Raw genomic sequence first — 25,956 nt, forward strand, 5'->3', positions numbered from 1 at the left:
CGCGCTCCTACAGCAAAAAAACAGGCCGCATCAAGCGGCCTGTTTCGTTATCGGACCACCACTCAGTAGCGAGTGATGTCGGCAGTGCTTTCCAGCTGCTTGCGGTACGCCGCGAAGTCCTGCTGGCCAGCGCGCGAAGCGAGGTAGCGGCGAATCTGCTGCTTCTCCTCATCGCTGGCAACCGCGCCTTCGTTGACGCCCTTGAGCTGCAGCACGACCAGGCTGCCATCGGCCAGGACCACACTGCCGTACACCGGCTTGTCCTTGGCCTGCGGCTTGGCCAGGCGGAACAGCGCCTGCAGTTCAGCAGGGTCGATGCCCTCCTGGCCGCGGGTGACTGCCTCGAACGCTTTCCAGTTCTGCCCGTCGTGGCCAACAGTGGCCGCGATGGAACCGTCACGCAGGCCGGCGATCAGCTTGTCCGCCTTGGCCTTGAGTTCGGCGGTCGCCTTGTCCTTGGCCAGTTGCTCGCTGATGTTCTTGGCCACGGCTTCCAGCGGCATCTGCGCAGGCTTGCGGTGCTCCTTGACGCGCAGCACCACGGTGGTTTCCGGGTCCAGCTCGATGGCGGTGCTGTTGGCGGCCTCCTCCAGCACTTCCTCGGAGAATGCGGCCTGGATCACGCCACGGTTGGCGGTGATGCCTTCACCACCCTCACGGCCGAACGGCGCCGAGGTGTGCACCTTGAGGTTCAAGTCCTGAGCCGGCTGGGCCAGGTCCGCAGCCTCGTAGGCGGCGTCCTGCAGTTGCTTGCTGGCATCGACATAGCGTTGCTCGACCAGCGGCATCTTCAGGTCGTGGGTCAGCTTGTCCTTCAGGCTGGCGAAGCTCGGTACTTCAGGCGCCTGCTTACCCAGCAGCTTGATCAAGTGATAACCGAAATCGGTACGCACCGGTGCCGAAACCTGGCCGTCGTTCAGCTTGTACAGGGCGGTTTCGAACGCTGGGTCATATACGCCCGGGCCGGCGAAGCCGAGGTCACCACCGTTGTTGGCGGAACCTGGGTCCTGGGAGAACTCCTTGGCCAGCTTGGCGAAGTCTTCACCCTTGGCCAGGCGCTGCTCGATTTCTTCGATGCGGGCCTTGGCCTGCGCCTCGGTGACCTTGTCGTTGACCTCGATGAGGATGTGCGCCGCATGACGCTGCTCGGCGAGGTTGGCGATTTCCTTCTCGTACTGGGCCTTGAGCTCTTCGTCGGTAACCTTGACCTGGTCGAAGAACGCCGACTTCTTCAGCTCGATGTAGTCGATGACGACCTGATCCGGCGTCATGAACTCCTTGGCGTGCTGGTCATAGTGCGCCTTGACCTCTTCGTCGCTGACCTTGACTGCGGCCGGATCGGCCTTGAAGGTCAGGGAGGCGAAGTCGCGGGTCTGGTTTTCCAGGCGGGCAAACGCATCGACCTGCTGGTCGGTGACGAAGCTGCTGCCGGCGATGCCGGTGCGCAGTTGGCCGATCAGCATTTCCTCGGCGAGCATGTCGCGGAACTGCATGCGGCCATAGCCCAGCTGGCGGATGACCTGATCGAAGCGGTCGGCATTGAACTTGCCATCGACCTGGAACTCCGGGGTCTGCAGGATCACTTGATCCAGCGCGGCCTCGGAGAAGGCGAACTTGGCGTTTTCGGCACCCTCCAACAGCAGCTTGCGCTCGATCAGCCCTTTGAGTGCGGCTTCACGCAGCCGCTTTTCGTCCAGCAGTGCCGGGTCGAAATCCTTGCCCAACTGCTGCATGAGCTGGCGGCGCTGCATGTCGGCCGCCTGGCTCAGCTCGTTCAGGCTGATGGTTTGCCCGTTCACCTTGGCGGCGTCCTGGCTATGGGTAGTGGCCTTGAAAATGGCATCGAAGCCGGTCAACGCCATCAGCACGACGATAAGGCCGATGATGGTCTTGGCAATCCAACCTTGTGAATTGTCCCTGATATTTTGCAGCATGCGTCCCCCAGAAACGGCTGTACCACTGCGTCGACAACCGCGGAGCGTGGGTAGAATCCTGATAAAAGAAAGGCGCATCCGAGGATGCGCCTTTTCTTAGCAAACGTGTCAGGCGGGAACGTTTGCGACCCGCCATCAGCGTGCTCGGACCTGGCCAAGCCGGGTCCGGCTGAAAGAGACGACTTAGTTGACGGCGTCTTTCAGGCCTTTGCCAGCCTTGAAGCCTGGAACCTTGGCGGCAGCGATCTTGATCGCCTTGCCGGTTTGCGGGTTACGGCCGGTGCGCTCAGCGCGCTCTTTGACCGAGAAAGTACCGAAGCCGACCAGGACGACGTCGTCGCCTTGTTTCAGGGCACCGGTCACGGACTCGATCACAGCATCCAGAGCCTTGCCGGCGGCAGCCTTGGAAATGTCAGCCGATGCAGCGATAGCGTCAATCAGTTCCGACTTGTTCACTCTAAGTCCCCTTATTTCTCTATTGAGTTTGTTTCTAAGTATGTAATGAAAAGCTTATGAAACGTGTGCTGGGTGGCTTGTCGACAATAGCGTGCCGCTTTATAGCAAGGCCCCGAAAAAACTGTCAAGGAAAGCCCCCCAAGCAAAAACTACTAATGCGTGCTGATTCTTTCCTTAGCATCGCCGTCGCGCTTTTCATCTTTCGCGACAATCTCGGGAGCCACATCTGGCAAGGGCTCCGGGGCGTATTGCAGCGCAATTTGCAGGACTTCGTCAATCCATTTGACCGGTTTGATCTGCAGATCCTGTTTGATATTTTCCGGAATTTCCTTCAAATCGCGAACATTCTCCTCGGGAATGATCACCGTCTTGATTCCACCACGGTGTGCTGCCAGCAGTTTTTCCTTCAGCCCGCCGATCGCCAGAACCTGGCCACGCAGGGTGATTTCGCCGGTCATGGCCACATCGGCACGCACCGGAATCTGGGTCAGCGCCGAAACCAGCGCAGTGCACATGCCGATACCGGCACTCGGGCCGTCCTTGGGCGTGGCGCCCTCGGGCATGTGGATGTGCACATCGTGCTTCTCGTGGAAGTCGGCCGCGATGCCCAGGCTGCGGGCACGGCTACGGACCACGGTTTGCGCGGCTGTGATCGATTCGACCATGACGTCGCCAAGCGACCCGGTCTTGATCAACTGCCCCTTGCCGGGGATGACCACCGACTCGATGGTCAGCAGTTCACCACCCACCTGGGTCCAGGCCAGGCCTGTCACCTGGCCGATCTGATCCTGCTGCTCGGCCAGGCCGTAGCGGAACTTGCGAATGCCGAGCAGATGCTCGAGCTGCTCGCTGGTGACCTTGACCTTCACCTGCTTCTGCCCAGTGTGATCCTTGACCACCTTGCGGCAGACCTTGGCGATCTGCCGCTCGAGGCCACGCACGCCTGCTTCACGGGTGTAGTAACGGATGATGTCGCGAATCGCCGAGACGTCGATCTCCAGCTCTTCCTTCTTCAAACCGTTGGCCTTGACCTGCTTGGGCGTCAGGTACTTGACCGCGATGTTGATCTTCTCGTCCTCGGTGTAGCCCGGCAGGCGGATGACTTCCATGCGGTCGAGCAGCGCCGGCGGAATGTTCATCGAGTTCGAGGTACACAGGAACATCACGTCCGAGAGGTCGTAGTCGACTTCCAGGTAGTGGTCGTTGAAATTGTGGTTCTGCTCGGGGTCGAGCACTTCCAGCAGCGCCGAGGCCGGGTCGCCACGCATGTCGCTGCCCATCTTGTCGATCTCGTCGAGCAGGAACAGCGGGTTACGCACACCCACCTTGGTCATTTTCTGGATCAGGCGGCCCGGCATCGAACCGATGTAGGTACGACGGTGGCCACGGATCTCGGCCTCGTCACGCACACCACCGAGGGCCATGCGCACGAACTTGCGGTTGGTCGCGGCAGCGATCGACTCCGCCAGCGAGGTCTTGCCGACGCCAGGCGGGCCGACCAGGCACAGCACCGGGCCACGGATCTTCTTGACGCGCTTCTGAACCGCGAGGTACTCGAGGATACGCTCCTTGACCTCTTCCAGGCCGTAGTGGTCGGCGTCGAGGATTTCCTCGGCCTTGGCCAGGTCCAGGCGGACCTTGCTCTGGGCCTTCCACGGCACCTGCACGAGCCAGTCGAGGTAGGAACGTACCACAGTGGCCTCGGCCGACATCGGCGACATCTGCTTGAGCTTGTTCAGCTCAGCCTGGGCCTTGGCCAGGGCATCCTTGGGCAGGCCGGCGGCTTCGATGCGCTTTTTCAGCTCTTCGACTTCGTTGTGGCCTTCGTCGCCGTCGCCGAGTTCTTTCTGAATGGCCTTCATCTGCTCATTCAGGTAGTACTCGCGCTGGCTGCGCTCCATCTGCTTCTTGACCCGGCCGCGGATGCGCTTCTCGACCTGCAGCAGGTCGATTTCGGCGTCCAGCAGGACCAGGACGTGCTCGACCCGGGTAGTCAGGTCGACGATCTCGAGAATCTCTTGCTTCTGCTCGATCTTCAGCGCCATGTGCGCGGCCATGGTGTCGACCAGGCGTCCAGGCTCTTCGATGCTGTTCAGCGAGGACAGCACTTCGGCCGGGACTTTCTTGCCCAGTTGCACATACTGCTCGAACTGCGACAGCAAGGTGCGCACGAACACTTCCGACTCGCGCTCGGCGGCGTCGGTTTCGTCGATCAGGGACACTTCGGCACGGATGTGCCCTTCCACTTCGCTGAACCGCTCGACCGCACCGCGCTGCTCACCCTCGACCAGCACCTTGACGGTACCATCGGGCAGCTTCAGCAGTTGCAACACGGTCGCGACGGTACCGACGCGATACAGGGCGTCTTCGCCTGGGTCGTCGTCGGCTGGATTTTTCTGGGCCAGCAGAAGGATCTGCTTCTCGCCCGTCATCGCCGCCTCGAGGGCTTCGATGGACTTTTCACGCCCCACGAACAGCGGGATGACCATGTGCGGGTAAACAACGACATCGCGCAATGGCAAAAGAGGCAAGTCGAGGGTGGTCTTCATGATTTCGCCTCTACAGCGGCCTTATGGCCGGAAACCGGTGGAAATGATGCTTGGACCTAATGTGGGGGCACGCTTGGGAAATTACAAGCGCTTGTATAGGAAAAGCAGAAAGGGGCCCGTAGGCCCCTTCTGCTTGCAACCGTCACCCGGCAATCACCTGAATCAGGCGTCGGGCGCGGCCTTGGCTTGCGGCTCGCTGTTCTCGTAGATGAGCAGCGGCTGCGACGTGCCTTCGATGACGCTCTCGTCGATCACCACCTTGCTGACTTCCTTCTGCGAAGGAATCTCGTACATGGTGTCGAGCAGCACGCCTTCGAGGATCGAACGCAGGCCACGGGCGCCAGTCTTGCGCTCCAGGGCTTTGCGGGCGACGGCTTTGAGGGCGTCACTGCGGAACTCGAGGTCAACGCTTTCCATTTCGAACAGCTTGGCGTACTGCTTGGTCAGGGCGTTCTTCGGCTCGGTGAGGATCTGCATCAGCGCAGCCTCATCCAGCTCGTCAAGGGTCGCCAGCACCGGCAGGCGGCCGACGAACTCGGGGATCAGGCCGAACTTCACCAGATCGTCCGGCTCGACTTCGCGCAGCGATTCGCCGACCTTCTTGCCCTCTTCCTTGCTGCGTACTTCGGCGCCAAAACCGATGCCACCCTTGGTGGAGCGGTTCTGGATGACCTTTTCCAGGCCGGAGAAGGCGCCACCGCAGATGAACAGGATGTTGCGGGTATCGACCTGCAGGAATTCCTGTTGCGGGTGCTTGCGACCGCCCTGGGGCGGCACGGAAGCCACGGTGCCTTCAATCAGCTTCAACAGCGCCTGCTGCACGCCCTCACCCGAAACGTCACGGGTAATGGACGGGTTGTCCGACTTGCGCGAGATCTTGTCGATCTCGTCGATGTAGACGATGCCCATCTGGGCCTTTTCCACGTCGTAGTCGCACTTCTGCAGCAGTTTCTGAATGATGTTCTCGACGTCCTCACCCACATAACCGGCTTCGGTCAGGGTGGTGGCATCGGCAATGGTGAACGGTACGTTCAACAGGCGTGCAAGGGTTTCGGCGAGCAGGGTCTTACCCGAGCCGGTAGGCCCGATGAGCAGGATGTTGCTCTTGCCGAGTTCGACTTCGTCGCCCTTCTTGTCACGCTGGTTCAGGCGCTTGTAGTGGTTGTACACCGCTACGGACAGCACCTTCTTGGCGCGCTCCTGACCAATTACGTACTGGTCCAGGATGCCGCTGATTTCTTTCGGCGAAGGCAATTTGTGCGCGCTGCTCTCGGCCTGGGCTTCCTGCACCTCCTCACGGATGATGTCGTTGCACAGGTCGACGCACTCGTCGCAGATAAATACCGAGGGCCCGGCAATCAGTTTGCGCACTTCGTGCTGGCTTTTGCCGCAGAAGGAGCAATAAAGCAATTTGCCGCTGTCCTCGCCGTTACGGGTGTCAGTCATTCGATCGATCCAATCCGGTAGGCTTGCAACACAAGATGAAGGCAATTGCGGGCTTTTTCAAGTCCGCAGGTAGGCGCTTTCGGCACCTACCTGCTCTGGTACCTGGGTTCAGGAGACCAGTTGCCGCTTGTCGTAGACCGAGTCGATCAGGCCGTACTCGGCCGCGCGCGAGGCGCTCATGAAGTTGTCACGCTCGGTGTCGCGCTTGATGGTCTCGAGGTCCTGGCCGGTGTGGTAGGCCAGCAACTCGTTCAGGCGCGCCTTGATGTTGAGTATTTCCTGGGCGTGGATCTCGATATCGGTCGCCTGGCCCTGGAAGCCGCCCAGCGGTTGGTGAATCATCACACGCGAATTCGGCAGGCAGTGGCGCTTGCCCTTGGCACCTGCGGCCAAGAGGAAGGCACCCATGCTGCAAGCCTGGCCGATGCAGATGGTCGAGACGTCTGGCTTGATGAACTGCATGGTGTCGTAGATCGACATGCCAGCAGTCACCGAACCGCCTGGGGAGTTGATGTAAAGATGGATATCCTTGTCCGGGTTTTCCGCTTCAAGGAACAGCAGCTGGGCCACTACCAGGTTGGCCATGTAGTCCTCTACCGGGCCAACCAGGAAGATCACTCGCTCCTTCAACAGGCGCGAGTAGATGTCGTAGGCACGTTCGCCACGGGCGGACTGCTCGATAACCATCGGGACCAGGCCGCCTGCGGCCTGGATGTCAGAGCTCTGCTGAATATAAGAATTGCGGGACATGTCCTGCGCTCACTCCCAAATAGTCATGGCTTGAATACGCACAAGCCAGCGCGAAGGCTGGCTTGTGGGGGTTTCCTACGAGAGAGACGTATTACTCAGCTTCGGCAGGCGCCTGTGCTGGCTTTACGGCATCTTCGTACGAGACCGACTTGTCGGTCACAGTCGCTTTCTGCAGAACAGTATCTACAACTTGTTCTTCCAGCACAACCGAACGGACTTCGTTCAGCTGCTGGTCGTTCTTGTAGTACCAAGCGATGACCTGCTCAGGCTCCTGGTAAGCCGAAGCCATTTCTTCGATCATCTCGCGAACCTTGGCGTCGTCCGGCTTCAGCTCGAACTGCTTGACCACTTCGGCGACGATCAGGCCCAGCACGACGCGGCGCTTGGCTTGCTCTTCGAACAGCTCGGCCGGCAGTTGCTCAGGCTTGATGTTGCCACCGAACTGCTGAACAGCCTGAACGCGCAGACGGTTGACTTCGTTTTCCAGCAGGGCTTTCGGCACTTCGATCGGGTTGGCGGCCAGCAGACCGTCCATGACCTGGTTCTTGACCTTGGTCTTGATCGCCTGGCGCAGCTCACGCTCCATGTTCTTGCGAACTTCGGCGCGGAAGCCTTCCAGGGTGGTTTCCTTGATGCCGAACTGGGCGAAGAATTCTTCGTTCAGTTCTGGCAGCTGAGGAGCCGACACGCTGTTGACGGTGATGGTGAACTCGGCGGCCTTGCCGGCCAGGTCCAGGTTCTGGTAGTCCTCAGGGAAGGTCACGTTGACAACGCGCTCTTCGCCCGCCTTGGCGCCTACCAGGCCATCTTCGAAGCCTGGGATCATGCGGCCGGAGCCCAGTACCAACTGGGTGCCCTTGGCCGAACCACCGGCGAAGGCTTCGCCGTCGATCTTGCCGACGAAGTCGATGTTGACCTGGTCGTCTTTCTCGGCAGCGCGCTCGACGGTTTCGAAGCGGACGTTCTGCTTACGCAGCACTTCCAGCATGTTGTCCAGGTCAGCATCGGCCACTTCGGCGCTCAGACGCTCGACCTTGATCGAGTCCAGGCCAGCAACGGTGAATTCAGGGAATACTTCGAAGATGGCGACGAATTCCAGATCCTTGCCCTTTTCGAAGGATTTCGGCTCAACGGCAGGTGCGCCAGCCGGGTTCAGCTTCTGCTCGACGATGGCTTCGTAGAAGGAAGCCTGAACCAGGTCACCGAAAGCCTCTTGACGGGCATCGGCTTCGAAACGCTGGCGGATCACGCTCATCGGCACCTTGCCTGGGCGGAAGCCCGCGACCTTGGCGCGCTTGGCAGTCTGCTGCAGACGCTTGTTGACTTCGTTCTCGACGCGCTCGGCCGGAACGGCGATGGTCATGCGGCGCTCGAGAGCGGAAGTGTTTTCAACAGAAACTTGCATGGATATTCCTCGTTGCACAGACGTTAGCCGGCGATAGCCCGACTCCAGAATCAAGGGCAAGCATTCTAGTGAGTCATGAAGCAGAAGTCACCCCACCCGGGACGACGGGAAACTACGCCGGTCGATTAGCTTGCAAGGCCCGCACGGCGTGCCGCCGGGCCTCTTAATATAAGTGGGCTGCACAACGCCTTTGGCGCCCTGCAACCGAAATACCTTGTCAAACAACTGCAGCCGCGGAAAACGCCCTTATTCGGGGTCGATTTCGTTGAACTGGCAATACTCTTCCCACGCCATGCCAAGCGCCTCGGCCACTTCGCGATGGGTTTCCAGGCGCATGGCCTGAAGCTGCTCGGGGCTTTCGGCGATCAGTTGCAGCGCCAGCTCCCAGGGTTGGATACCCTGCTCATCGGCGGCATCCTCGAATGCCCACTCGATCTGCTGGGCCTGCTCACGCGCATCGAGCTCGCGAATCTCTTCGAGCAGTTGCGGGTTCGCTTCGGCGAATCGCTGCAGCGCCAGGGCCTGGCGGGCTTCTTTAGCAATCATGGGGTAATCCTCTACCGGCCTACGGGCCGGCGTTTCAACCGGCTGAAATCTATCAGCTTTTATTGGGGTGCCACCAGAGGATTGCAAGGGGGATTATGTGGTGGCAGCGATGCGCTCGCTCTGAGGGTTGCAGAGATGCGCAAATCGAGCGCCGCGCGGGCGGCGCTCAGTTTGCGCAACACCACACATCCGAGGCAAACACCCAGCAGCACCCCGAAAATCAAAAAAGCCGCAATAAGCGGCTTTTCAGGCATCTCGCCCCAATCAGATGAGAACGAAAGCAAATATGGTGCGGACGAAGAGACTCGAACTCTTACAGCTTGCGCCGCTGGAACCTAAATCCAGTGTGTCTACCAATTTCACCACGTCCGCGAAAGGCAGAAAAAAACAAAGGCGCCCGATTATACAATCAAGGCGCCTTCGAAGAATATGGGGTGGACGATGGGAATCGAACCCACGACAACTGGAATCACAATCCAGCGCTCTACCAACTGAGCTACGCCCACCATATTGCGGTCTTGCGATGCTGCGGTACTGCTTTACAGAAACATGGTGCGGACGAAGAGACTCGAACTCTTACAGCTTGCGCCGCTGGAACCTAAATCCAGTGTGTCTACCAATTTCACCACGTCCGCGTAGCGCTTAAAACAAAGGCGCCAGATCTACATCAAGGCGCCTCTGAAGAATATGGGGTGGACGATGGGAATCGAACCCACGACAACTGGAATCACAATCCAGCGCTCTACCAACTGAGCTACGCCCACCATATCGCTATACAGCCTTACTTGCTTGCCCAAGCTGCCTAATGGCGCACCCGGCAGGACTCGAACCTGCGACCATCCGCTTAGAAGGCGGATGCTCTATCCAGCTGAGCTACGGGCGCATAAGCTTAAAGCCTAACCGAACAAGCGACAAACCACTCATTCTGCCCGACTTCGCCAACCAGTGCTAGGCTGTGCCCGACAAGTGCGGCGAATCTTATAGGCGAGCCGTTGGAGCGTCAACACCTTTCTCAAAAAAATTTAAATTATTTAAGGGGTTAGGGGATTTGCCCGACCACCCGCCTTTGCCCTCGGGCCGTGTCGTGCGAGAATGCGCCCTCTTTATTGTTCCTTTCTCGATGGTTAATCACGCGTCTATGACTGCACACCTAATCGATGGCAAGGCGATCGCCGCCAACCTGCGCAAAGAGATCGCTCAACGTGTCGAGGAGCGTCGCCAGCAAGGCCTGCGCACGCCGGGCCTGGCGGTGATCCTGGTCGGCACCGACCCCGCCTCCCAAGTCTATGTCTCGCACAAGCGCAAGGACTGCGAAGAGGTCGGCTTCATTTCGCAAGCCTTCGACCTGCCCAGCGATACCACGCAGCAAGCCCTGACCGAGCTGATCGACCGCCTCAACGACGACCCGGCCGTCGACGGCATCCTGCTTCAGCTGCCGCTGCCGGCGCACCTGGATGCCTCGCTGCTGCTCGAGCGCATCCGCCCGGACAAGGACGTCGATGGCTTCCACCCTTACAACATCGGCCGCCTGGCCCAGCGTATCCCGCTGCTGCGCCCGTGCACGCCAAAAGGCATCATGACCCTGCTGGAAAGCACCGGCCAGGACCTGTACGGCATGGACGCGGTCATCGTCGGCGCGTCCAACATCGTCGGCCGTCCGATGGCCATGGAGCTGCTGCTGGCCGGCTGCACCGTGACTGTCTGCCATCGCTTCACCAAGGACCTGGCCGGCCACGTCGGCCGTGCCGACTTGGTGGTCGTGGCTGCCGGCAAGCCGGGGCTGGTCAAAGGTGAGTGGATCAAGCAAGGCGCCATCGTCGTCGACGTGGGCATCAACCGCCAGGACGACGGCAAACTGGTTGGCGATGTGGTCTACGAGACTGCCCTGCCACGCGCCGGCTGGATCACCCCGGTGCCGGGTGGCGTCGGGCCGATGACCCGGGCCTGCCTGCTGGAAAACACGCTGTATGCAGCCGAAGAGCTGCACAAGTAAGATGGCGTGAAATGAAGAACGGCACCTCTGTCAGGTGCCGTTTTTTTGCCTGGATTTTGTGGGCAGGCTGTTCCGGCCCCATCGCCGGCAAGCCGGCTCCCACAGGCGCTGCACAATGGTTGAGCGCTGCGCGGTACCTGTGGGAACCGGCTTGCCGGCGATGGAGCCAACGCAGTCCCTAGCCGATCACTTGCGCGCCGCCTCCCACGACTTCAGCAGTTCGTTGTAACTGACGGTCTCGCCCTTGGGTTTCTCGTTGGCCAACTTCGGCTTCGGCGCGCCCGGCTGGTCGAACCAGTACTGGGCATCCCTCTCCGGGTTGAGCTTCGGCGCACAGGTCGCCTGTGCATTTGAGCGCTGCAACCGTTCCATCATCCTGTCCTGATCGCGCGCCAGGCCATCCAGTGCCTCCTGCGGGGTCTTCTCGCCACTGGCCACTTCGGCGATATGGCTCCACCACAATTGCGCCAGGCGTGGGTAGTCCGGCACGTTGGTGCCGGTCGGGGTCCATTGCACCCGCGCCGGGCTGCGGTAGAACTCCACCAGCCCACCCAGCTTGGGCGCAAGGTCGGTCATGGCCTGGGAGTTGATGTCCGACTCACGAATCGGTGTCAGGCCGACGATGGTCTTCTTCAGCGACACGGTCTTGGACGTGACGAACTGCGCATACAGCCAGGCGGCCAGGCGCTGCTTCTGCGGGGTCGACTTGAAGAAGGTCCAGGAACCGGTGTCCTGATAGCCCAGCTTCATCCCCTCCTCCCAATACGGCCCCTTGGGCGACGGCGCCATGCGCCACTTCGGCGTGCCGTCGGCATTGACCACCGGCAGCCCCGGCTTGGTCATGTCGGCGGTGAAGGCGGTGTACCAGAAGATCTGCTGGGCGATGTTGCCCTGGGCGGGTACCGGGCCAGCCTCGGAGAAGGTCATGCCCTGGGCCTCCTTGGGCGCATAGGCACGCATCCAGTCAACGTACTTCTGCGTCGCGTACACCGCCGCCGGGCCATTGGTGTCGCCACCGCGGGTCACGCTGGAGCCCACCGGGTGGCAGTCCTCCACGCGAATCCCCCACTCGTCCACCGGCAAGCCATTGGGCAGGCCCTTGTCGCCGCCGCCGGCCATGGAGAACCAGGCGTCGGTGAAGCGCCAGCCCAGCGACGGATCCTTCTTGCCGTAATCCATGTGGCCGTACACCCGCTTGCCGTCGATTTCCTTGACGTCCTCGCTGAAGAACTTGGCGATGTCCTCGTAGGCCGACCAGTTCACCGGCACACCCAGCTCGTACCCGTATTTTTCCTTGAACTTGGCCTTGAGCTCCGGCCGCTCGAACCAGTCGGCGCGGAACCAGTACAGGTTGGCGAACTGCTGGTCAGGCAGCTGATAGACCTTGCCGTCCGGGGCGGTGGTGAAAGACAAACCGATGAAGTCCTTCAGGTCCAGGGTCGGCGAGGTGTAGTCCTTGCCTTCGTTGGCCATCAGGTCGGTGATAGATTCCACCTTGCCATAGCGAAAATGCGTACCGATCAGGTCGGAGTCGTTGACCCAGCCGTCATAGATGTTCTTGTCTGACTGCATCTGCGTCTGCAGCTTTTCCACCACATCGCCTTCCTGCAGCAGGTCGTGGGTGAGCTGGATACCGGTGATCTCGGAAAACGCCTTGGCCAGCACCTTGGATTCGTATTCATGGGTGGTGATGGTTTCGGACACCACGTTGATCTTCATCCCCCGAAACGGCTCGGCAGCCTTGATGAACCACTGCAGCTCCGCCAACTGCTGCTCTGGCGTCAGGGTGGACGGCTTGAACTCGCTGCCGATCCATTTTTTCGCCGCGTCCTCGTACTGGTCGGCCCACGCCGTGCCCTGCACGCTGGCCAGCACCAGCAACGCGGCCAGGGTCAAATGTCGCCGTTTATGATTGTTCTGGAACATTGTGATCTCCCGATTGAGTTATTCCCCGGAGCCGTCGCTCAGCCCCAACGCATCACCACCAGCAGCCAGCCCAGCGACAGCAGCGAGGCCACCCACAAGGGCCAGTCGCTCAGCCCCACCACCAGCAGGTGCAGGTAGGCACTGACCAAGAGGCCGATGAACAACCGGTCGCCACGGCTGGTGACGAGCGGCAGGAAGCCACGCCGCTCGACACAGGGGCGGCGCAGTTCGAACACGGTCATGCCCAGCAACAACACGCCAATAGCGCTGAAGAACAGCGCCGTGGGCAAGGTCCAGGCCATCCACTCCATGCGGCTACCTCTCTACACCCGACCCAGGGCAAAGCCCTTGGCCACGTGGTTGCGAACGAACCAGATCACCAGCATGCCCGGCAGAATGGTCAACACCCCCGCCGCAGCCAGCACGCCCCAATCGATCCCCGATGCCGACACCGTCCGCGTCATCACTGCCGCGATCGGCTTGGCGTTGACTGACGTCAGCGTGCGCGCCAGCAGCAGTTCGACCCAGGAGAACATGAAGCAGAAGAACGCCGTCACGCCGATGCCGGAACCGATCAGCGGAATGAAGATCTTCACGAAGAAGCGCGCAAAGCTGTAGCCATCGATGTAGGCGGTTTCGTCGATTTCCTTGGGCACGCCCGACATGAAGCCTTCGAGGATCCACACCGCCAGCGGCACGTTGAACAGGCAGTGGGCCAGGGCCACGGCGATGTGCGTGTCGAACAGGCCGATCGAGGAATACAACTGGAAGAACGGCAGCAGAAACACCGCCGGCGGAGCCATGCGGTTGGTCAGCAGCCAGAAGAACAGGTGGCGGTCACCGAGAAACCGATAGCGCGAAAATGCATAGGCTGCTGGCAGCGCCACCGACAGCGAAATGACCGTGTTCAGGCACACGTAGTACAGCGAATTGAGGTAGCCGCTGTACCAGCTCTCGTCGGTGAAGATCACCCGGTAGTTGTCGAGCGTGAACGCCTGCGGCCACAGGGTCAGGCCGCCGAGGATTTCGCTGTTGCTCTTGAACGACATGTTCAACAGCCAATAGATCGGCACCAGCAGGAAGAAGAAGTACAGCAGCAGCGCGGCGGTCTTTTTCGTGCCCATGGCCTAGTCCTTGTCGGCGTGGGTCATGGCGGTATAGAACAGCCACGACACCAGCAGGATGATCAGGAAGTACACCAGCGAAAATGCCGCCGCCGGGCCCAGGTCGAATTGCCCCACGGCCATGCGCGTGAGGGTCTGGCTGAGGAAGGTGGTGGCGTTGCCCGGGCCGCCGCCGGTGAGCACGAACGGCTCGGTGTAGATCATGAAGCTGTCCATGAACCGCAGCATCACCGCGATCAGCAGCACGTTCTTCAGCTTGGGTAGCTGGATATGCCGGAACACCGCCCAGTTCGAGGCCCGGTCGATGCGCGCCGCCTGGTAGTACACGTCGGGGATGGCGCGCAGGCCCGAGTAGCACAGCAGCGCCACCAGCGAAGTCCAGTGCCACACGTCCATCACCAGCACGGTCAGCCAGGCGTCGAAGGTGTCGCTGGCGTAGTTGTAGTTGACCCCAAGCTTGGCCAGCGTCGCGCCGAGCAAGCCGATGTCGGCGCGGCCGAAGATCTGCCAGATGGTGCCGACCACGTTCCACGGAATCAGCAACGGAATGGCCATGACGATCAGGCACAGCGAGGCCCTGCGCCCCTGGGTCGGCATGGTCAGGGCAATAGCGATGCCCAGCGGGATTTCGATCAGCAGCACGCAGGCCGAATAGATGAACTGGCGCAGCAAGGCATCGTGCAGGGCCGGGTCACGCAGCACCTGGCGGTACCAGTCGGCGCCGACGAAATAACGGTTGGACTGGTCGAAGATGTCCTGCAGCGAATAGTTCACCACGGTCATCATCGGCACCACGGCGCTGAAGGCCACCAGCAGGAACACTGGCAGCACCAGCCACCAGGCCTTGTTGTTGGGGACTTTGTTCATGGCGCGGCCTCCAGCAGCACATCATCGACATACAGCATCAGCCACTGCGCCGGCAGGCTCACCCAGGCCTGCGCCCCAGGCAGTGGCCGGTCTTCGCCCAGACGCGCCTTGAGCGTTACCCCGCCCAGCGCCAGGGTGACGATGCGGTAGGTGCCCAGGTCTTCGATGTCCAGCACCTGCGCCGTGTAGGCCTCATCGAAGGGGCTGTCCCACAGCTGCACGAACTCTGGGCGAATCCCTACCTGCAAACGCCCGCCGCCCATTGCCGCCAGGCGCTCGCGCAGCCCCTCGGGCAAAGGCAAGTGGATATCACCGAAGGCGACGCCATCAGCCTCGGCGCGCACATCGATCAGGTTCATCCCCGGGCTGCCGATGAAGTAGCCGACGAAGGTGTGCCGGGGGCGCTCGAACAACTCGCGCGGGGTGCCGAACTGGACGATGCGCCCCCCGTGCATCACCGCGATCTTGTCGGCGAAGGTCGAGGCCTCCAGCTGATCATGGGTGACGTAGATCATGGTGATGTTGAACTGCTCATGGATCTGCTTGAGCTTGCGCCGCAGCTTCCATTTCAAGTGCGGGTCGATCACCGTCAGCGGCTCGTCGAAGAGAATCGCCGAGACATCGTCACGCACCAGGCCACGGCCCATCGAAACCTTCTGCTTCTCGTCGGCGCTGAGGTTGCGCGCCTTCTTGCGCAGCACCGCCGACAGGTCGAGCACTTCGGCAATCTCTTCCACCCGGCTGCGCACCCGGCCCTCGTCCAGGCCCTGATTGCGCAGGGGGAACGCCAGGTTGTCGAATACCGTCATGGTGTCGTACACCACCGGAAACTGGAACACCTGGGCAATATTGCGTTGCTGCGGCAACAGGTCGTTGACCGGCTTGCCGTCGAACAGCACTTCGCCATGGGAGGGGGTAAGCAGGCCGGAGATGATATTAAGCAAGGTCGACTTGCCGCACCCGGAAGGCCCCAGCAAGGCATAGGCACCGCCCTGCTCCCACACATGGTCAAGGGCATGCAGCGCGTAATCGGCCTCGCTGGCAGGCTGGCGGCTGTAGCTGTGGGCCAGCTGGCGCAGGCGGATCTCGGCCATCAGGCACTCCTCGCCTGGCGCCGGCTCGGTGCCTGCACCAGGGCGCCAGCGCTGTCGAAGACGAACAGCTTGTGGGTGGGGATGAACACGCGAATGGATGCATCCACCTGGTACTCATGGACGCCTGGCAGGTGCAGAACCATCCGCCAGTACTCGTTGCGCACGTGCAGGAAGGTCTCCGAGCCACTGATCTCGGCCAGTTCAACCTGCACGGCCAGCTCCAGGTCATCGTCGTGAGTCGGCACCAGGGTGAGGTGGCTGGGGCGCACGCCAAAACGATACTCACCCTCCCTTAAGTGCTGCAGGTCGGCGTTGCGGGCAAAGTGCACGGCCTGGGCCAGGCTCACTTCGTTGCCGCTGATGCGGCCCGGCACCAGGTTGATCGGCGGTTCGGAAAACAACTCGGCGGCCAGCACGCTGCAAGGGCGTTGATAGACCTCGGCAGTGGCGCCGCTCTGCACGATCCGGCCTTCGTGCAGCACGGTGGTGGTGCCACCCAGCGCCAGCGCTTCGTTAGGCTCGGTGGTGGCATACACGGCAATGCAGTGGCGTGCGGCAAACAACTCGCGCAGCTCCTGGCGCAGCCCTTCGCGCAGCTTGTAGTCGAGGTTGACCAGCGGTTCGTCGAACAGGATCAGCGAAGCATCCTTGACCAGCGCCCTGGCCATGGCCGTGCGCTGCTGCTGGCCGCCGGACAGCTCCAGCGGCAAGCGCTGCAGGTAGGCTTCGATACGCAGCATCTCGGCAGTTTCCTGCACACGCCGGCGAATTTCCTGTTCGACCAGGCCAGCCTGGCGCAACGGCGAGGCGATGTTTTCGAACACGCTCAGGGTCGGGTAGTTGATGAACTGCTGATACACCATCGACACGTTGCGGTGGCGCACCGGCACCCCGGTCACGTCCTGGCCATCCATCAGCACACGGCCGCTGTCCGGGCGGTCGAGGCCGGCCATCAGGCGCATCAGGCTGGTCTTGCCGGCCAGGGTGCGGCCCAGGAGCACGTTGAACGAGCCGGGTTCGAAACGCAGCGAGGCATCGATGATCCAGGCCTGGCCGTCGACACTGCGGCTGACCTGTTCCAGCACCAGGGACATGGCGTGCCCTTCTTGTGATTGGCGTGCACCACACAGAGCCAGTTCCATGCCAGGTTCGCCCCTGCCCTCTGGCATGCGGCTTTGCCTGATCAGGGCGGTCGCCAGCCATCGGCAACTGCACAGTTTCGCTGAACAACTGAACAGTCGCGGGTTTGACATTGAACAACCGTGAACGACACTGAACAGCGGTCGGCCGATAACAACAATCACACAGGACAGGCCCATGGCCACATCCGCTTCGACCCACGCCCATTTGATCCAGGCCTCCTGGGCCCGCTGTCGCGAGCACGGCCTGCAGCCGCAGAGCGTGCCGGACTTCGACTGCCTCACCCGCAACGAACTGAACGCCCTGCTGGAGCGGCGCCAAACGCTGCTGCGCCTGACCCGCGACGAGGTGCTGCCGCAATACGCGCACTTGCTGGGCAACGCCAGTTACCTGGTGATGCTGGCCGACGCCAGTGGTTGCCTGCTCGACACCTGGGGTTCGCGACGCTTCGTCGAACCGCGCCAGCAGCACGGTTTCAGCGCGGGCGCCCACTGGCACGAGCGCGGCGTGGGCACCAATGCGCTGGGCACGGCGCTGGTCTGCGCCGAGCCGATCCATGTCGGCCAGGACGAGCACTTCCTGCGCCAAAACCGCTACCTGGCCAGCGCCGCGGCGCCGCTGTTCGATGCCGAGCGACAGCTGGTCGGGGTGCTCGATGTGGCCAGCGACGGCTACCTGCCGGCCACCCAGACCCTGGGGCTGGTACGCATGATGGGCCAGAGCCTGGAGAACCGCCTGATCCTGGCGCAGCATGCCGAGCACCACGCGCAGCTGCTATTCAACAGCGCTTGCGACAACCTCGACAGCCCTTGGGCAGGCTTGCTGGTGTTCGATGAACACGGCCAGGTGCTGGCCGCCAATCACCGTGCCGATAGCCTGCTAGGCGGCAACCCGCTGCGCCAGCACCTCGAGCACCTGTTCCAGATCCCTTTGCCGCAGTTGCTCGCCCACCCCCAACGCCAGGCCTTCGCCTTGCAGGCCGCCGGGCGCAACCGCTTCCACTGCCAGTGGCAGGCCCCCAGCCAGCGCCCGCCACGCACGGCATCATCGGGCAGCGACCCGCGCCTGGAAAAGGCCCTGGCCCAGGCCAGCCTGCTGCTGGAGAAGGACATCCCCCTGCTGGTGCAGGGCGAAACCGGCGTCGGCAAGGAGCTGTTCGTCGAAACCCTGCACCGCGCCAGCAGCCGCGCCCGGCACCCGTTGATTGCAGTGAACTGCGCCGCCATTCCCGCCGAGCTGGTGGAGTCGGAGCTATTCGGTTACGACAAAGGGGCGTTCACCGGCGCTCACCACAAAGGCAACCCCGGGCTGATCCGCAAGGCTGACCAGGGCATCCTGTTCCTCGACGAGATCGGCGATATGCCGCTGCCCACCCAGGCCCGCCTGTTGCGCGTGCTGCAGGCGCGCAGCATCCAGCCCCTGGGCAGTGGCGAACCGGTACCGGTGGATATCCGCGTGGTCTCGGCGAGCAACCGTGACCTCGCCGAAGAGGTACGCGCCGGGCGCTTTCGCCAGGACCTCTACTACCGCATCGCCGCCATGGCGGTGCTGTTGCCGCCCCTGCGCCAACGCAGCGACCGCCGGCAACTGATCGAGCAGGTGCATGCGCGCCATCGCGACCCAGGGCAGCCGGAACGGCTGTCGCCGGCCATCCTCGGGCTGCTCGATCGCCACCCCTGGCCTGGCAATGTGCGCGAACTGGTCAGCGTGATGCAGGTGGCATTGGCATTGGCTGGCAGCGGGCCGATCACGGTCGAGCACTTGCCCTCGGGTTTTCTGGCCGAGACCCAGTGGGCAGCAGATACAGGCACCGAGCTTCCCGAAGAAGACCTGCAGGCCCGGTTGCGCAGCGCCAACGGCAACCTGTCCGCGGTCGCCCGCGACCTCGGCATCAGCCGCACCACGTTGTACAAACGCCTGCGCGAACGGTGATGGCAGAAGCCTCACAGCCGATTCGGCTGCCGTTTGCCTGAAATCAGCCGGTCCCGCTGGGCCGTGCCCTTGCTTCAGCCAGCATTTGCCCCCTGCCCGCAGGACAATAGCCTTGCGCCCACTCTGAGAGCGCTGCTGCAGGGAGACCCTCATGACCCGCTATATCGACGTGCAAGACCTCGCCCGCCTGGTCAACCGCAAGGGCCTGGCCACCTGCTTGATGGAAATGGCCGAGTACATCCGCCAGGACTACCTGCGCTGGCAATCCTTCGAGAAGTGCGCTCGTGTGGCCAACCACTCGCCGGACGGGGTGATCGAACTGATGCCGGTGGCCGATGCCAACCTGTATGCCTTCAAATACGTCAACGGCCACCCGAAGAATACCCGCGTCGGGCTGCCCACCGTCATGGCTTTCGGCACCCTGAGCGAAGTCAAGTCCGGCGCACCGCTGCTGCTCAGCGAAATGACCCTGACCACGGCAATCCGTACCGCCGCCACTTCGGCGCTGGCCGCCCGCTACCTGGCGCGCGAGGACAGCCGCAGCATGGCGTTGATCGGCAACGGCTCGCAGAGCGAATTCCAGGCCATCGCCTTCAAGGCACTGCTGGGCATCGATGAAATCCGCCTGTACGACATCGACCCCAAGGCCACTGCCAAACTGGTGGCCAACCTGGCCAATCGCCCGGGGTTGAAGCTGATCGTCGCCAAGTCCGTCGCCGAAGCGGTGCGCGGCGCCGACATCGTTACCACGGTCACCGCCGACAAGGCCTACGCCACCATCCTGACCCCGGACATGATCGAGCCCGGCATGCACCTTAACGCGGTGGGCGGCGACTGCCCCGGCAAGACCGAGCTGCACCGCGACATCGTCGAACGGGCGCGGGTGATCGTCGAGTACGAGCCGCAAAGCCGTGTCGAGGGCGAGATCCAGCAGATGCCGGCCGACTCCCCGGTGACCGAATTGTGGCACGTGCTCGCAGGCACCGCCCCCGGCCGCGAAAATGCCGAGCAGGTGACCCTGTTCGATTCGGTCGGCTTTGCCCTGGAAGACTACTCGGCGCTGCGCTATGTGCTGGATACCGCACGGGCCCTGAACATCGGCCAGGGCATCGCACTGGTGCCATCGCTAGAGAACCCGAAAGACCTCTATGCACTGCTGCAACCACGGGTGGTGGAGATTCGCGCCAAGCACAAGGCCGGCAACGCATGCGCCTGATTGACCAGGGGCTGCTGCGCAGCAGCCCCTTTTTGCCTACCCTGTCCATGCCCCTTCGACAAAGAAGCCCACGTGCATGGACACCCCGGACACCCCTCTGCCACCGCTGGACCGTATCGACGAAGCCATCCTCGCGGTGCTGCGCGTCGATGGCCGTATCACCTTCGAAAAACTCTCGACCCTGGTCCACCTCACCCCGCGCCCGTGCCTGGAGCGCGTGCGCAAGCTGGAGCGACGCGGCGTGATTCGTGGCTACGGCGCGATCATCGACCAACAGAAGGTCGCTCCGGGCCTGTCCCTGCTGGTGCTGGTGGCTCTGTCCAACCAGAGCGGGCGTGTCGCGCAGAAAGCCTTCGAGGCCACCATGCGCGCCTGCCCGCAGGTGCAAGAGTGCCAGTTGATCAGCGGCCATTTCGACTACAGCGTGCGCCTGCACTGCCGTGACATGGAGCACTACCGGGTGCTGAGCGAAAGCTGGATGAACACCGAGGCCCTGCACATCGACAAGCTGGTCGCCCACCCGGAGCTGGCAGTGGTGAAAAGCAGCGCGGGGCCTGTCGACGGGTAGTGTCTATCTACCCGCTTGCCTGATCCGGGCATCGCTAGCCTCCCTGCTCCCCCCACAGCAGGAGCTGTCGATGACACATGCACACCACACCCACCTCGCCCTCATCCAGCGTCAGACCCCGCAGTGGTTGAGACAGGCCAGCGCGGCCGAGCGTGCCGAGCTGGCCCGGCTGATCCGGGACAGCCAGCGACAGACCCATCGCCTGAAAAAGGCCTTCGCGCGCTTGCATCCGGTCAATGCCTTCTGCAAGCCGTTGCTCGAGCGAGCGCTGGAGCGCTGGTTCCCGGATACGCCTGTGTCAATACTGCTCAAGGCCCGGGTGCTGTTCACCGACGCGACGCCACCCAGGCACCTGTCGATGCTAGAAGCCGCCTTGCAGAATGCCGAAGCCGATACGCCCATCCGCCTGCTCGCCGACGACTTCAGCACCCTGGCACTGGATACCACAACCCTGATCAAAGGCATTCGCAACCTGGACCTGGGCCAGCGCTACCGCTACCACCTGGGCGACATCGTCGATAACGATACGTTTCGCGAGCTGCAGGCGGCGCAAGACCGCAGTGCCTTGCGCGCCGAGCTGGCAATGGCCCGCCTGCGTGGCGACGTCACCCCCAACGGCGAAGCGCTGGTAAAGGCGGCGCTGGACAATCACACGCAAATCACCACTGATGACGGCAGCCGAGAGGTGCAGTGCCAGTTCGTCAGCCTGTTCGGCACTCCGCTCAACGGCCCCCTGGTTATCCAGTTGCAGGCCCCTGCCGCCGACGACCCCTGCCTGCTATACCTGCCGGGCGACCCACAGGGTGCTCTGCGTCAATACACCTCCCTGGGCAAATTGAAAGGCGAGCTGACCGAGCGCCTGGCCGATCACGATTTCCGCGCCTTCTTCATCCGCCATGTCCCCCTGGCCAAACAGCCCGGTTTTCTCCAGCGCCTGCGCGAAACCCTGTACCCCCGCTACCCTTATGCTGAACTGCATCCCACCCCACCGGTGCTGGACAAAGGTGACCGGTTCAGCTGGCTCAAGCGCGCCTTTCCCGGGCCTCGCGACATCTGGCAGGAAACCCGCGACAAGAATGCCAAGCTACCGCTGACCCTGACGCAATGGCGCGGCGACTGCTTCACGGCCCGTGCGCGAACGCTGGTGGAGCGCAAGTTCATGGATGCCGCGAGCGTCGCCGTGCCGGTCGCCCAGCTCGACGCACAGGCGCAACTGGCACGCATTGAGAGCTGGCTGGGCACCGGGCTGACGGTACTGAACATGGCCAGCTTCTTCGTGCCGGGCCTGGCCGAACTGATGCTGGTGGTGGGCGGCGCGCAGATCGTCGACGAATTCCTCGAAGGCGTGCACGCTGCCAACGAGCAGGACAGCGACGCGGCCATCGCCCACCTGTTCAGCGTCGTGGAGAGCCTAGTGCAGTTCGCCGCCCTTGGCGCCGTGGAAGGGCTGAATGCACCCGCCGGGCCTTTGCAGGCCTGGCACCTGGTCGACAGCGAGGCGGGTACCCGCTTATGGCACGGCGACCTCACGCCCTTTCACCGCGAAGCGCCGAAACTGCTGGAGGCGCGTGCCGACGGCCTGCATCACGCAGCAGGGCAAACCTGGCTCAAGCTGCAAGAGCAACGCCTACCACTGCAAAACACCACCGATGGCAGTCGATGCCTGGCTGCAACCCTCGGACATCGCCTCCAGCCGGCCTTGCAGGGTCTCGAGCCCGGACCGTGGATCTTCGCCCATGAACGACCGTTGCACTGGGACCGCGAGCAACTGTTGCAGCGTCTCGCCAGCAGCGCCACCGGCATGGACCAGCCTGCACTGCAGCGCGCCCTGCAATGCAGCGGCTATGACGAAGCGCGGCTGCGCCGGGTGATGGTCGACCGAGAATCCGCCCCTGCGTTACTGCTCGACAGCCTGGAGGCACTGGGAGGCAAGGTGCCCCCACCACCGTCGCCGGCACCTGAAGGCGCGCCGCTGGCACGGGATTTCCCTACGCTCTCTGCCCGCGCCCAGGCCGAGATACTTGCCCAGGCACGCCCTGCGGAGCTGGCGCACATGCAACAGACCGGGCGCCTGCCCTTGCGAGTGGCCGAAACCGCTCGCCTGTACCTGAGGGAGGCCCGCATTAACCGCGCCCTGGCCCGCCTGCAGCAGCACAGCGGCCAGGCTGTGGATCGCGATGCCTTGATCATCGGCGCGCTTGAACAGTTGCCCGGATGGACCGGCACTGTGCGCATCGAACTGCGCGAAGGCATTGGCTCCGGTCGGCTAATCCATGCCTGCGGCGATGAAGCATTGCCCGCGAAAACCGTCATTCGTACCGAAAAAGGCTACGAGCCACGCAATGAAAAGGGCGAAACCCTGGCCAACCGGGTCGAAATCTACCAGGCCATTCTCAATGCCTTGCCCGACAGCGAACGCCTGTCGCTCGGCCTGCAGATACATGCGCCCGAGGCGCTCAACGATGCCCTGTTCGACATCCTGGTCGCTGACCGGGCGCAGGCGGCACGCCACTTGGGCATGCAACCAGTGCGCCCTCTTTATCGCTTGCCACGCCGCCTGCCTGGCGGCCAGATCGGCTACCCGCTCAGCGGCCGCGGCCAAGGCTGGATCAGCGAAGACGAACTGTTCAACCAGCTCTTCCCCTCCACCGAGCCACACGCCCGGGTCGTGCTGCGTCAACGCCTGATCCAGGAAGCCGGCGGGCAACCCTTCGGCGCGCTGCTCGAACAATTGAGGGTCGAATACCAGGCGCTGGAAAGTACCCTTCAGCTCTGGGTCCACGAGCCCTACGTGGCCGACGGCGGCGCCTTCGTGGTGCAGCGCAGCGCCCGCACCGAAGCGGCCCAGCGCTTGCGCATGGCCTGGCGCCGTGAGTCGAGCAACGTGACCAGCAGCATTGAGTATGTGGTCCTCGACCTGGATGGCCGCAACCTCGGCGCCCTGCCCACCCTGCCGATGCCCATGCCCCATGTGCGCCAGTTGAGCATCACCTCCCTGTACGACTCGTCGATGGCCAGCCTGGATGGTTTTCTCGACAATTTCCCCAACCTGCATACCCTGGACCTGGAGGGCAACCTGCTCGAACACATGCCGCCCGCGATCGGGCGTATGAACGCACTGCGAAGCCTCGACCTGTCGAGCAACAGCCTGGACCTCACCCATGGCCCCACGCTGGATCTGCTGGCAGGGTGCAGCAACCTGCAGCGCTTGAACCTGACCAACGCCCTGCGGTCGCTTCCGGTCGCCGCCCTGGAACGGATCGCCAGCCTGCCGCACCTAGCAACCCTGGCCGCCGACAACAATGGCCTGTACCTGACCACCGAGCACTTCCAGGCGCTGCAACGCTGCCCCGCCCTGATCGACCTGAGCCTGTGCGGCAACAACATCACGTTGAGCGAGCAGAGCCGTTCTGCCCTGGCCGCTCTGAACCGCCTGCATACCCTGTTCCTCAGCGACAACCCGCTGAACCTGGCACCCGACGTCAGCGGCTGGCACGCGTTGCAAGCGCTGGACCTGCAGCAGACCGACATCTCCGAATGGCCGAACGGCCTCGTCGAGCTGATGAATCGGCGCCCCGTGCAATTGCAGAGCCTGGACCTCAGCGAAAACGAGATCAGCGATGCTCCCGACCTGCAGGGCAGCGCCTTCGCCGAGGCCGTGCATTCGGGTGAAACCCTTACCAATTTCGATTTCGACAACAACCCGTTCAGCGAGCAGGCCCAACAGCGGCTGGCCGATGCGGGGTTGCCCGCAATCAGCCTCGGCGAGGTCAATGAACCTTGGTACCTCGACTGGCCAGAAGATTTGATGGAGCACCAGGCCATGACCGCCACCGAACCGTCCTGGCAGCCGCTGTACAGCCTGTTCGAGCGGCTGCCTCAAACTGCGGACTACCTGGCCCACCCCGCCGCTTTTCGCGCACGCATGCAGCATGTCCTGCGCACCCTCAGTGCCCCCCCTGGGGAGGTGCAAAGCACTGGTTGGGGCCGGGCGCAACTGCACGAACACGTGATCGATGCGATCAACGATGCCGCCCAGGGCTGCGTGGACCAGGCTAGCCTGTTGTTCCAACAGATCGAAACCGACGTCATGCTCTGGGATGCGGTGAACACCGCCGAGCCCACTGCGGCCAGCGAGCAGGTGGCGGTGAACAGCGCTGCCGGGCTGCTGCGCCAACAGCGCCTCGACGAACGCGTGGGCGCCCTGTACAACGCCCGCGTCGCCAGGCGCCGCGCACTGGCGCAAGGCCATGGCGATGCCGCGCCGCCGCTGCATGCCGACGATGACCTCAACGATGCCGCGCTGACCGAGCCGAACTACTACATCGACGAAATCGAGATGGCCTTGCACGCGCGCATGCACCTGCGCCAGGCGCTCGGGCTGCCACCGCAACCGCAGCAGATCATGTTCGACTACCTGGCACGCATGAGCCCTGCAACCGTGAGCCGCCTAGGCACCGCTGTGAGGTCGGAGGTGAATGCCGAGATGTTCAGCGAATGGGCGTGCGGACAGCGCTTCTGGCAAGGCTGGCTGCGCTGCCTGCATGCGAACGAGTTCGAAGCCCTGGCCAGCGCTTGGGATGCCGCGAGCGAGTACCACAGCGAACTGACCGAGGCCAAGGAAAGCCTGGGCGCCTACACCGGCCCTAGCGTACCGCCAACCTACCTCGATGCGCTGGAGCGCGAGATGGGCAACATCGACGGCCTGCACTGGCGTCGCGACGGCGTGGTGCAGCGGGTCGATCTGGTATCCGGCCGCTACGCCGACGAAAACGCCCTTTACAACCGGGCCAGTGAGCTGCTGCTCAGTACCCGCCAGGCGGCAGAACTGGCATTACTGCGCCGCCTGACCGAAACCATGGCCGGCACGCTCGCCTAGACGGATCGAGCGTCCTTCCATTTGCCGGGTTGCGGGTAGCTCGCCCCCCCTGCACGACCTGGCTGGCGGGCATCGGTGGCGCAATGCATTTGCCTTGCGCCACACCCAGGACATTGGCAAGCGGATTGCAA

At 62.7% G+C, this 25,956-nt stretch carries 18 protein-coding genes and 5 tRNA genes; 5 read left to right on the forward strand and 18 right to left on the reverse strand.

What is annotated here, in order from left to right; translation table 11 throughout:
- Positions 1-62 precede the first annotated feature (62 nt).
- The 12 genes from KU43P_RS18305 to KU43P_RS18360 all read right to left on the reverse strand — a co-directional run bounded on the left by KU43P_RS18305 (position 63) and on the right by KU43P_RS18360 (position 9,969).
- Positions 63-1,934 (reverse strand): SurA N-terminal domain-containing protein, encoded by a 1,872-nt coding sequence (locus KU43P_RS18305; RefSeq protein WP_317658852.1) that lies wholly within the window; start codon positions 1,932-1,934, stop codon positions 63-65.
- 183 nt (positions 1,935-2,117) lie between these two features.
- Positions 2,118-2,390, reverse strand: coding sequence for a nucleoid-associated protein HU-beta (gene hupB, locus KU43P_RS18310; protein WP_317658853.1), 273 nt, complete (start codon positions 2,388-2,390; stop codon positions 2,118-2,120).
- A 152-nt stretch (positions 2,391-2,542) separates the two neighbouring features.
- Positions 2,543-4,939 (reverse strand): endopeptidase La, encoded by a 2,397-nt coding sequence (gene lon / locus KU43P_RS18315; protein ID WP_317658854.1) that lies wholly within the window; start codon positions 4,937-4,939, stop codon positions 2,543-2,545.
- Positions 4,940-5,101: 162 nt separating this feature from the next.
- A complete protein-coding gene (gene clpX / locus KU43P_RS18320; protein ID WP_176512098.1) occupies positions 5,102-6,385 on the reverse strand; it encodes an ATP-dependent Clp protease ATP-binding subunit ClpX in 1,284 nt (427 codons plus the stop codon).
- 108 nt (positions 6,386-6,493) lie between these two features.
- A complete protein-coding gene (gene clpP / locus KU43P_RS18325; RefSeq protein ID WP_060507986.1) occupies positions 6,494-7,135 on the reverse strand; it encodes an ATP-dependent Clp endopeptidase proteolytic subunit ClpP in 642 nt (213 codons plus the stop codon).
- Positions 7,136-7,226: 91 nt separating this feature from the next.
- Entirely contained in the window at positions 7,227-8,540 is a 1,314-nt protein-coding gene (gene tig / locus KU43P_RS18330; RefSeq protein ID WP_317658857.1) for a trigger factor, read from the reverse strand.
- 246 nt (positions 8,541-8,786) lie between these two features.
- Entirely contained in the window at positions 8,787-9,086 is a 300-nt protein-coding gene (locus KU43P_RS18335; protein ID WP_039603708.1) for a DUF6388 family protein, read from the reverse strand.
- A 287-nt stretch (positions 9,087-9,373) separates the two neighbouring features.
- Positions 9,374-9,458, reverse strand: a tRNA-Leu gene (locus tag KU43P_RS18340).
- Between the two features lie 58 nt (positions 9,459-9,516).
- Positions 9,517-9,592 (reverse strand) — tRNA-His (locus KU43P_RS18345).
- A gap of 44 nt (positions 9,593-9,636) precedes the next feature.
- Positions 9,637-9,721: transfer RNA gene (locus KU43P_RS18350), tRNA-Leu, on the reverse strand.
- 53 nt (positions 9,722-9,774) lie between these two features.
- Positions 9,775-9,850 (reverse strand) — tRNA-His (locus KU43P_RS18355).
- A gap of 42 nt (positions 9,851-9,892) precedes the next feature.
- Positions 9,893-9,969, reverse strand: a tRNA-Arg gene (locus KU43P_RS18360).
- Between the two features lie 255 nt (positions 9,970-10,224).
- Between KU43P_RS18360 and folD the strand changes: the two genes are divergently transcribed.
- Complete coding sequence (gene folD / locus KU43P_RS18365) at positions 10,225-11,079, forward strand: bifunctional methylenetetrahydrofolate dehydrogenase/methenyltetrahydrofolate cyclohydrolase FolD (RefSeq protein ID WP_317658859.1); 855 nt, start codon at positions 10,225-10,227, stop codon at positions 11,077-11,079.
- 186 nt (positions 11,080-11,265) lie between these two features.
- On the opposite strand, the gene KU43P_RS18370 is transcribed toward folD, so the two are convergent.
- From KU43P_RS18370 to KU43P_RS18395, 6 genes are read right to left on the reverse strand one after another with little or no spacing between them, the layout of a single operon-like run.
- Entirely contained in the window at positions 11,266-13,005 is a 1,740-nt protein-coding gene (locus KU43P_RS18370) for an ABC transporter substrate-binding protein (RefSeq protein WP_317658861.1), read from the reverse strand.
- 38 nt (positions 13,006-13,043) lie between these two features.
- Entirely contained in the window at positions 13,044-13,316 is a 273-nt protein-coding gene (locus KU43P_RS18375) for a DUF2160 domain-containing protein (protein ID WP_317658863.1), read from the reverse strand.
- Between the two features lie 12 nt (positions 13,317-13,328).
- Positions 13,329-14,129, reverse strand: a complete 801-nt coding sequence (locus KU43P_RS18380) for a carbohydrate ABC transporter permease (protein ID WP_317658864.1) — start codon at positions 14,127-14,129, stop codon at positions 13,329-13,331.
- A gap of 3 nt (positions 14,130-14,132) precedes the next feature.
- Complete coding sequence (locus KU43P_RS18385; RefSeq protein ID WP_317658866.1) at positions 14,133-14,996, reverse strand: carbohydrate ABC transporter permease; 864 nt, start codon at positions 14,994-14,996, stop codon at positions 14,133-14,135.
- The gene (locus tag KU43P_RS18390; protein ID WP_317658867.1) at positions 14,993-16,090 is read right to left on the reverse strand and encodes an ABC transporter ATP-binding protein; all 1,098 of its coding nucleotides are present in this window, start codon (positions 16,088-16,090) and stop codon (positions 14,993-14,995) included. Before KU43P_RS18390 ends, KU43P_RS18385 begins: the two co-directional genes overlap by 4 nt.
- A complete protein-coding gene (locus tag KU43P_RS18395; protein WP_317658868.1) occupies positions 16,090-17,184 on the reverse strand; it encodes an ABC transporter ATP-binding protein in 1,095 nt (364 codons plus the stop codon). The genes KU43P_RS18390 and KU43P_RS18395 overlap by 1 nt, the downstream gene beginning before the upstream one ends.
- Before the next feature lie 223 nt (positions 17,185-17,407).
- On the opposite strand from KU43P_RS18395, the gene KU43P_RS18400 reads away from it, so the two are divergent.
- The 4 genes from KU43P_RS18400 to KU43P_RS18415 all read left to right on the forward strand — a co-directional run bounded on the left by KU43P_RS18400 (position 17,408) and on the right by KU43P_RS18415 (position 25,825).
- On the forward strand, positions 17,408-19,162 hold the full coding sequence (locus KU43P_RS18400; RefSeq protein ID WP_317658869.1) for a sigma-54-dependent Fis family transcriptional regulator: 1,755 nt from the start codon (positions 17,408-17,410) through the stop codon (positions 19,160-19,162).
- Between the two features lie 151 nt (positions 19,163-19,313).
- On the forward strand, positions 19,314-20,378 hold the full coding sequence (locus KU43P_RS18405) for an ornithine cyclodeaminase (RefSeq protein WP_317658871.1): 1,065 nt from the start codon (positions 19,314-19,316) through the stop codon (positions 20,376-20,378).
- A 76-nt stretch (positions 20,379-20,454) separates the two neighbouring features.
- Positions 20,455-20,946: an Lrp/AsnC family transcriptional regulator gene (locus tag KU43P_RS18410; protein ID WP_317658873.1), complete on the forward strand. Its 492-nt coding sequence runs from the start codon at positions 20,455-20,457 to the stop codon at positions 20,944-20,946.
- Positions 20,947-21,016: 70 nt separating this feature from the next.
- Positions 21,017-25,825 carry a dermonecrotic toxin domain-containing protein gene (locus tag KU43P_RS18415; RefSeq protein ID WP_317658874.1) on the forward strand — a complete coding sequence of 1,603 codons (4,809 nt, stop codon included), beginning with the start codon at positions 21,017-21,019 and terminating at the stop codon, positions 25,823-25,825.
- Positions 25,826-25,956 lie beyond the last annotated feature (131 nt).

Source organism: Pseudomonas sp. KU43P (assembly GCF_033095865.1).
Lineage (GTDB): Bacteria > Pseudomonadota > Gammaproteobacteria > Pseudomonadales > Pseudomonadaceae > Aquipseudomonas.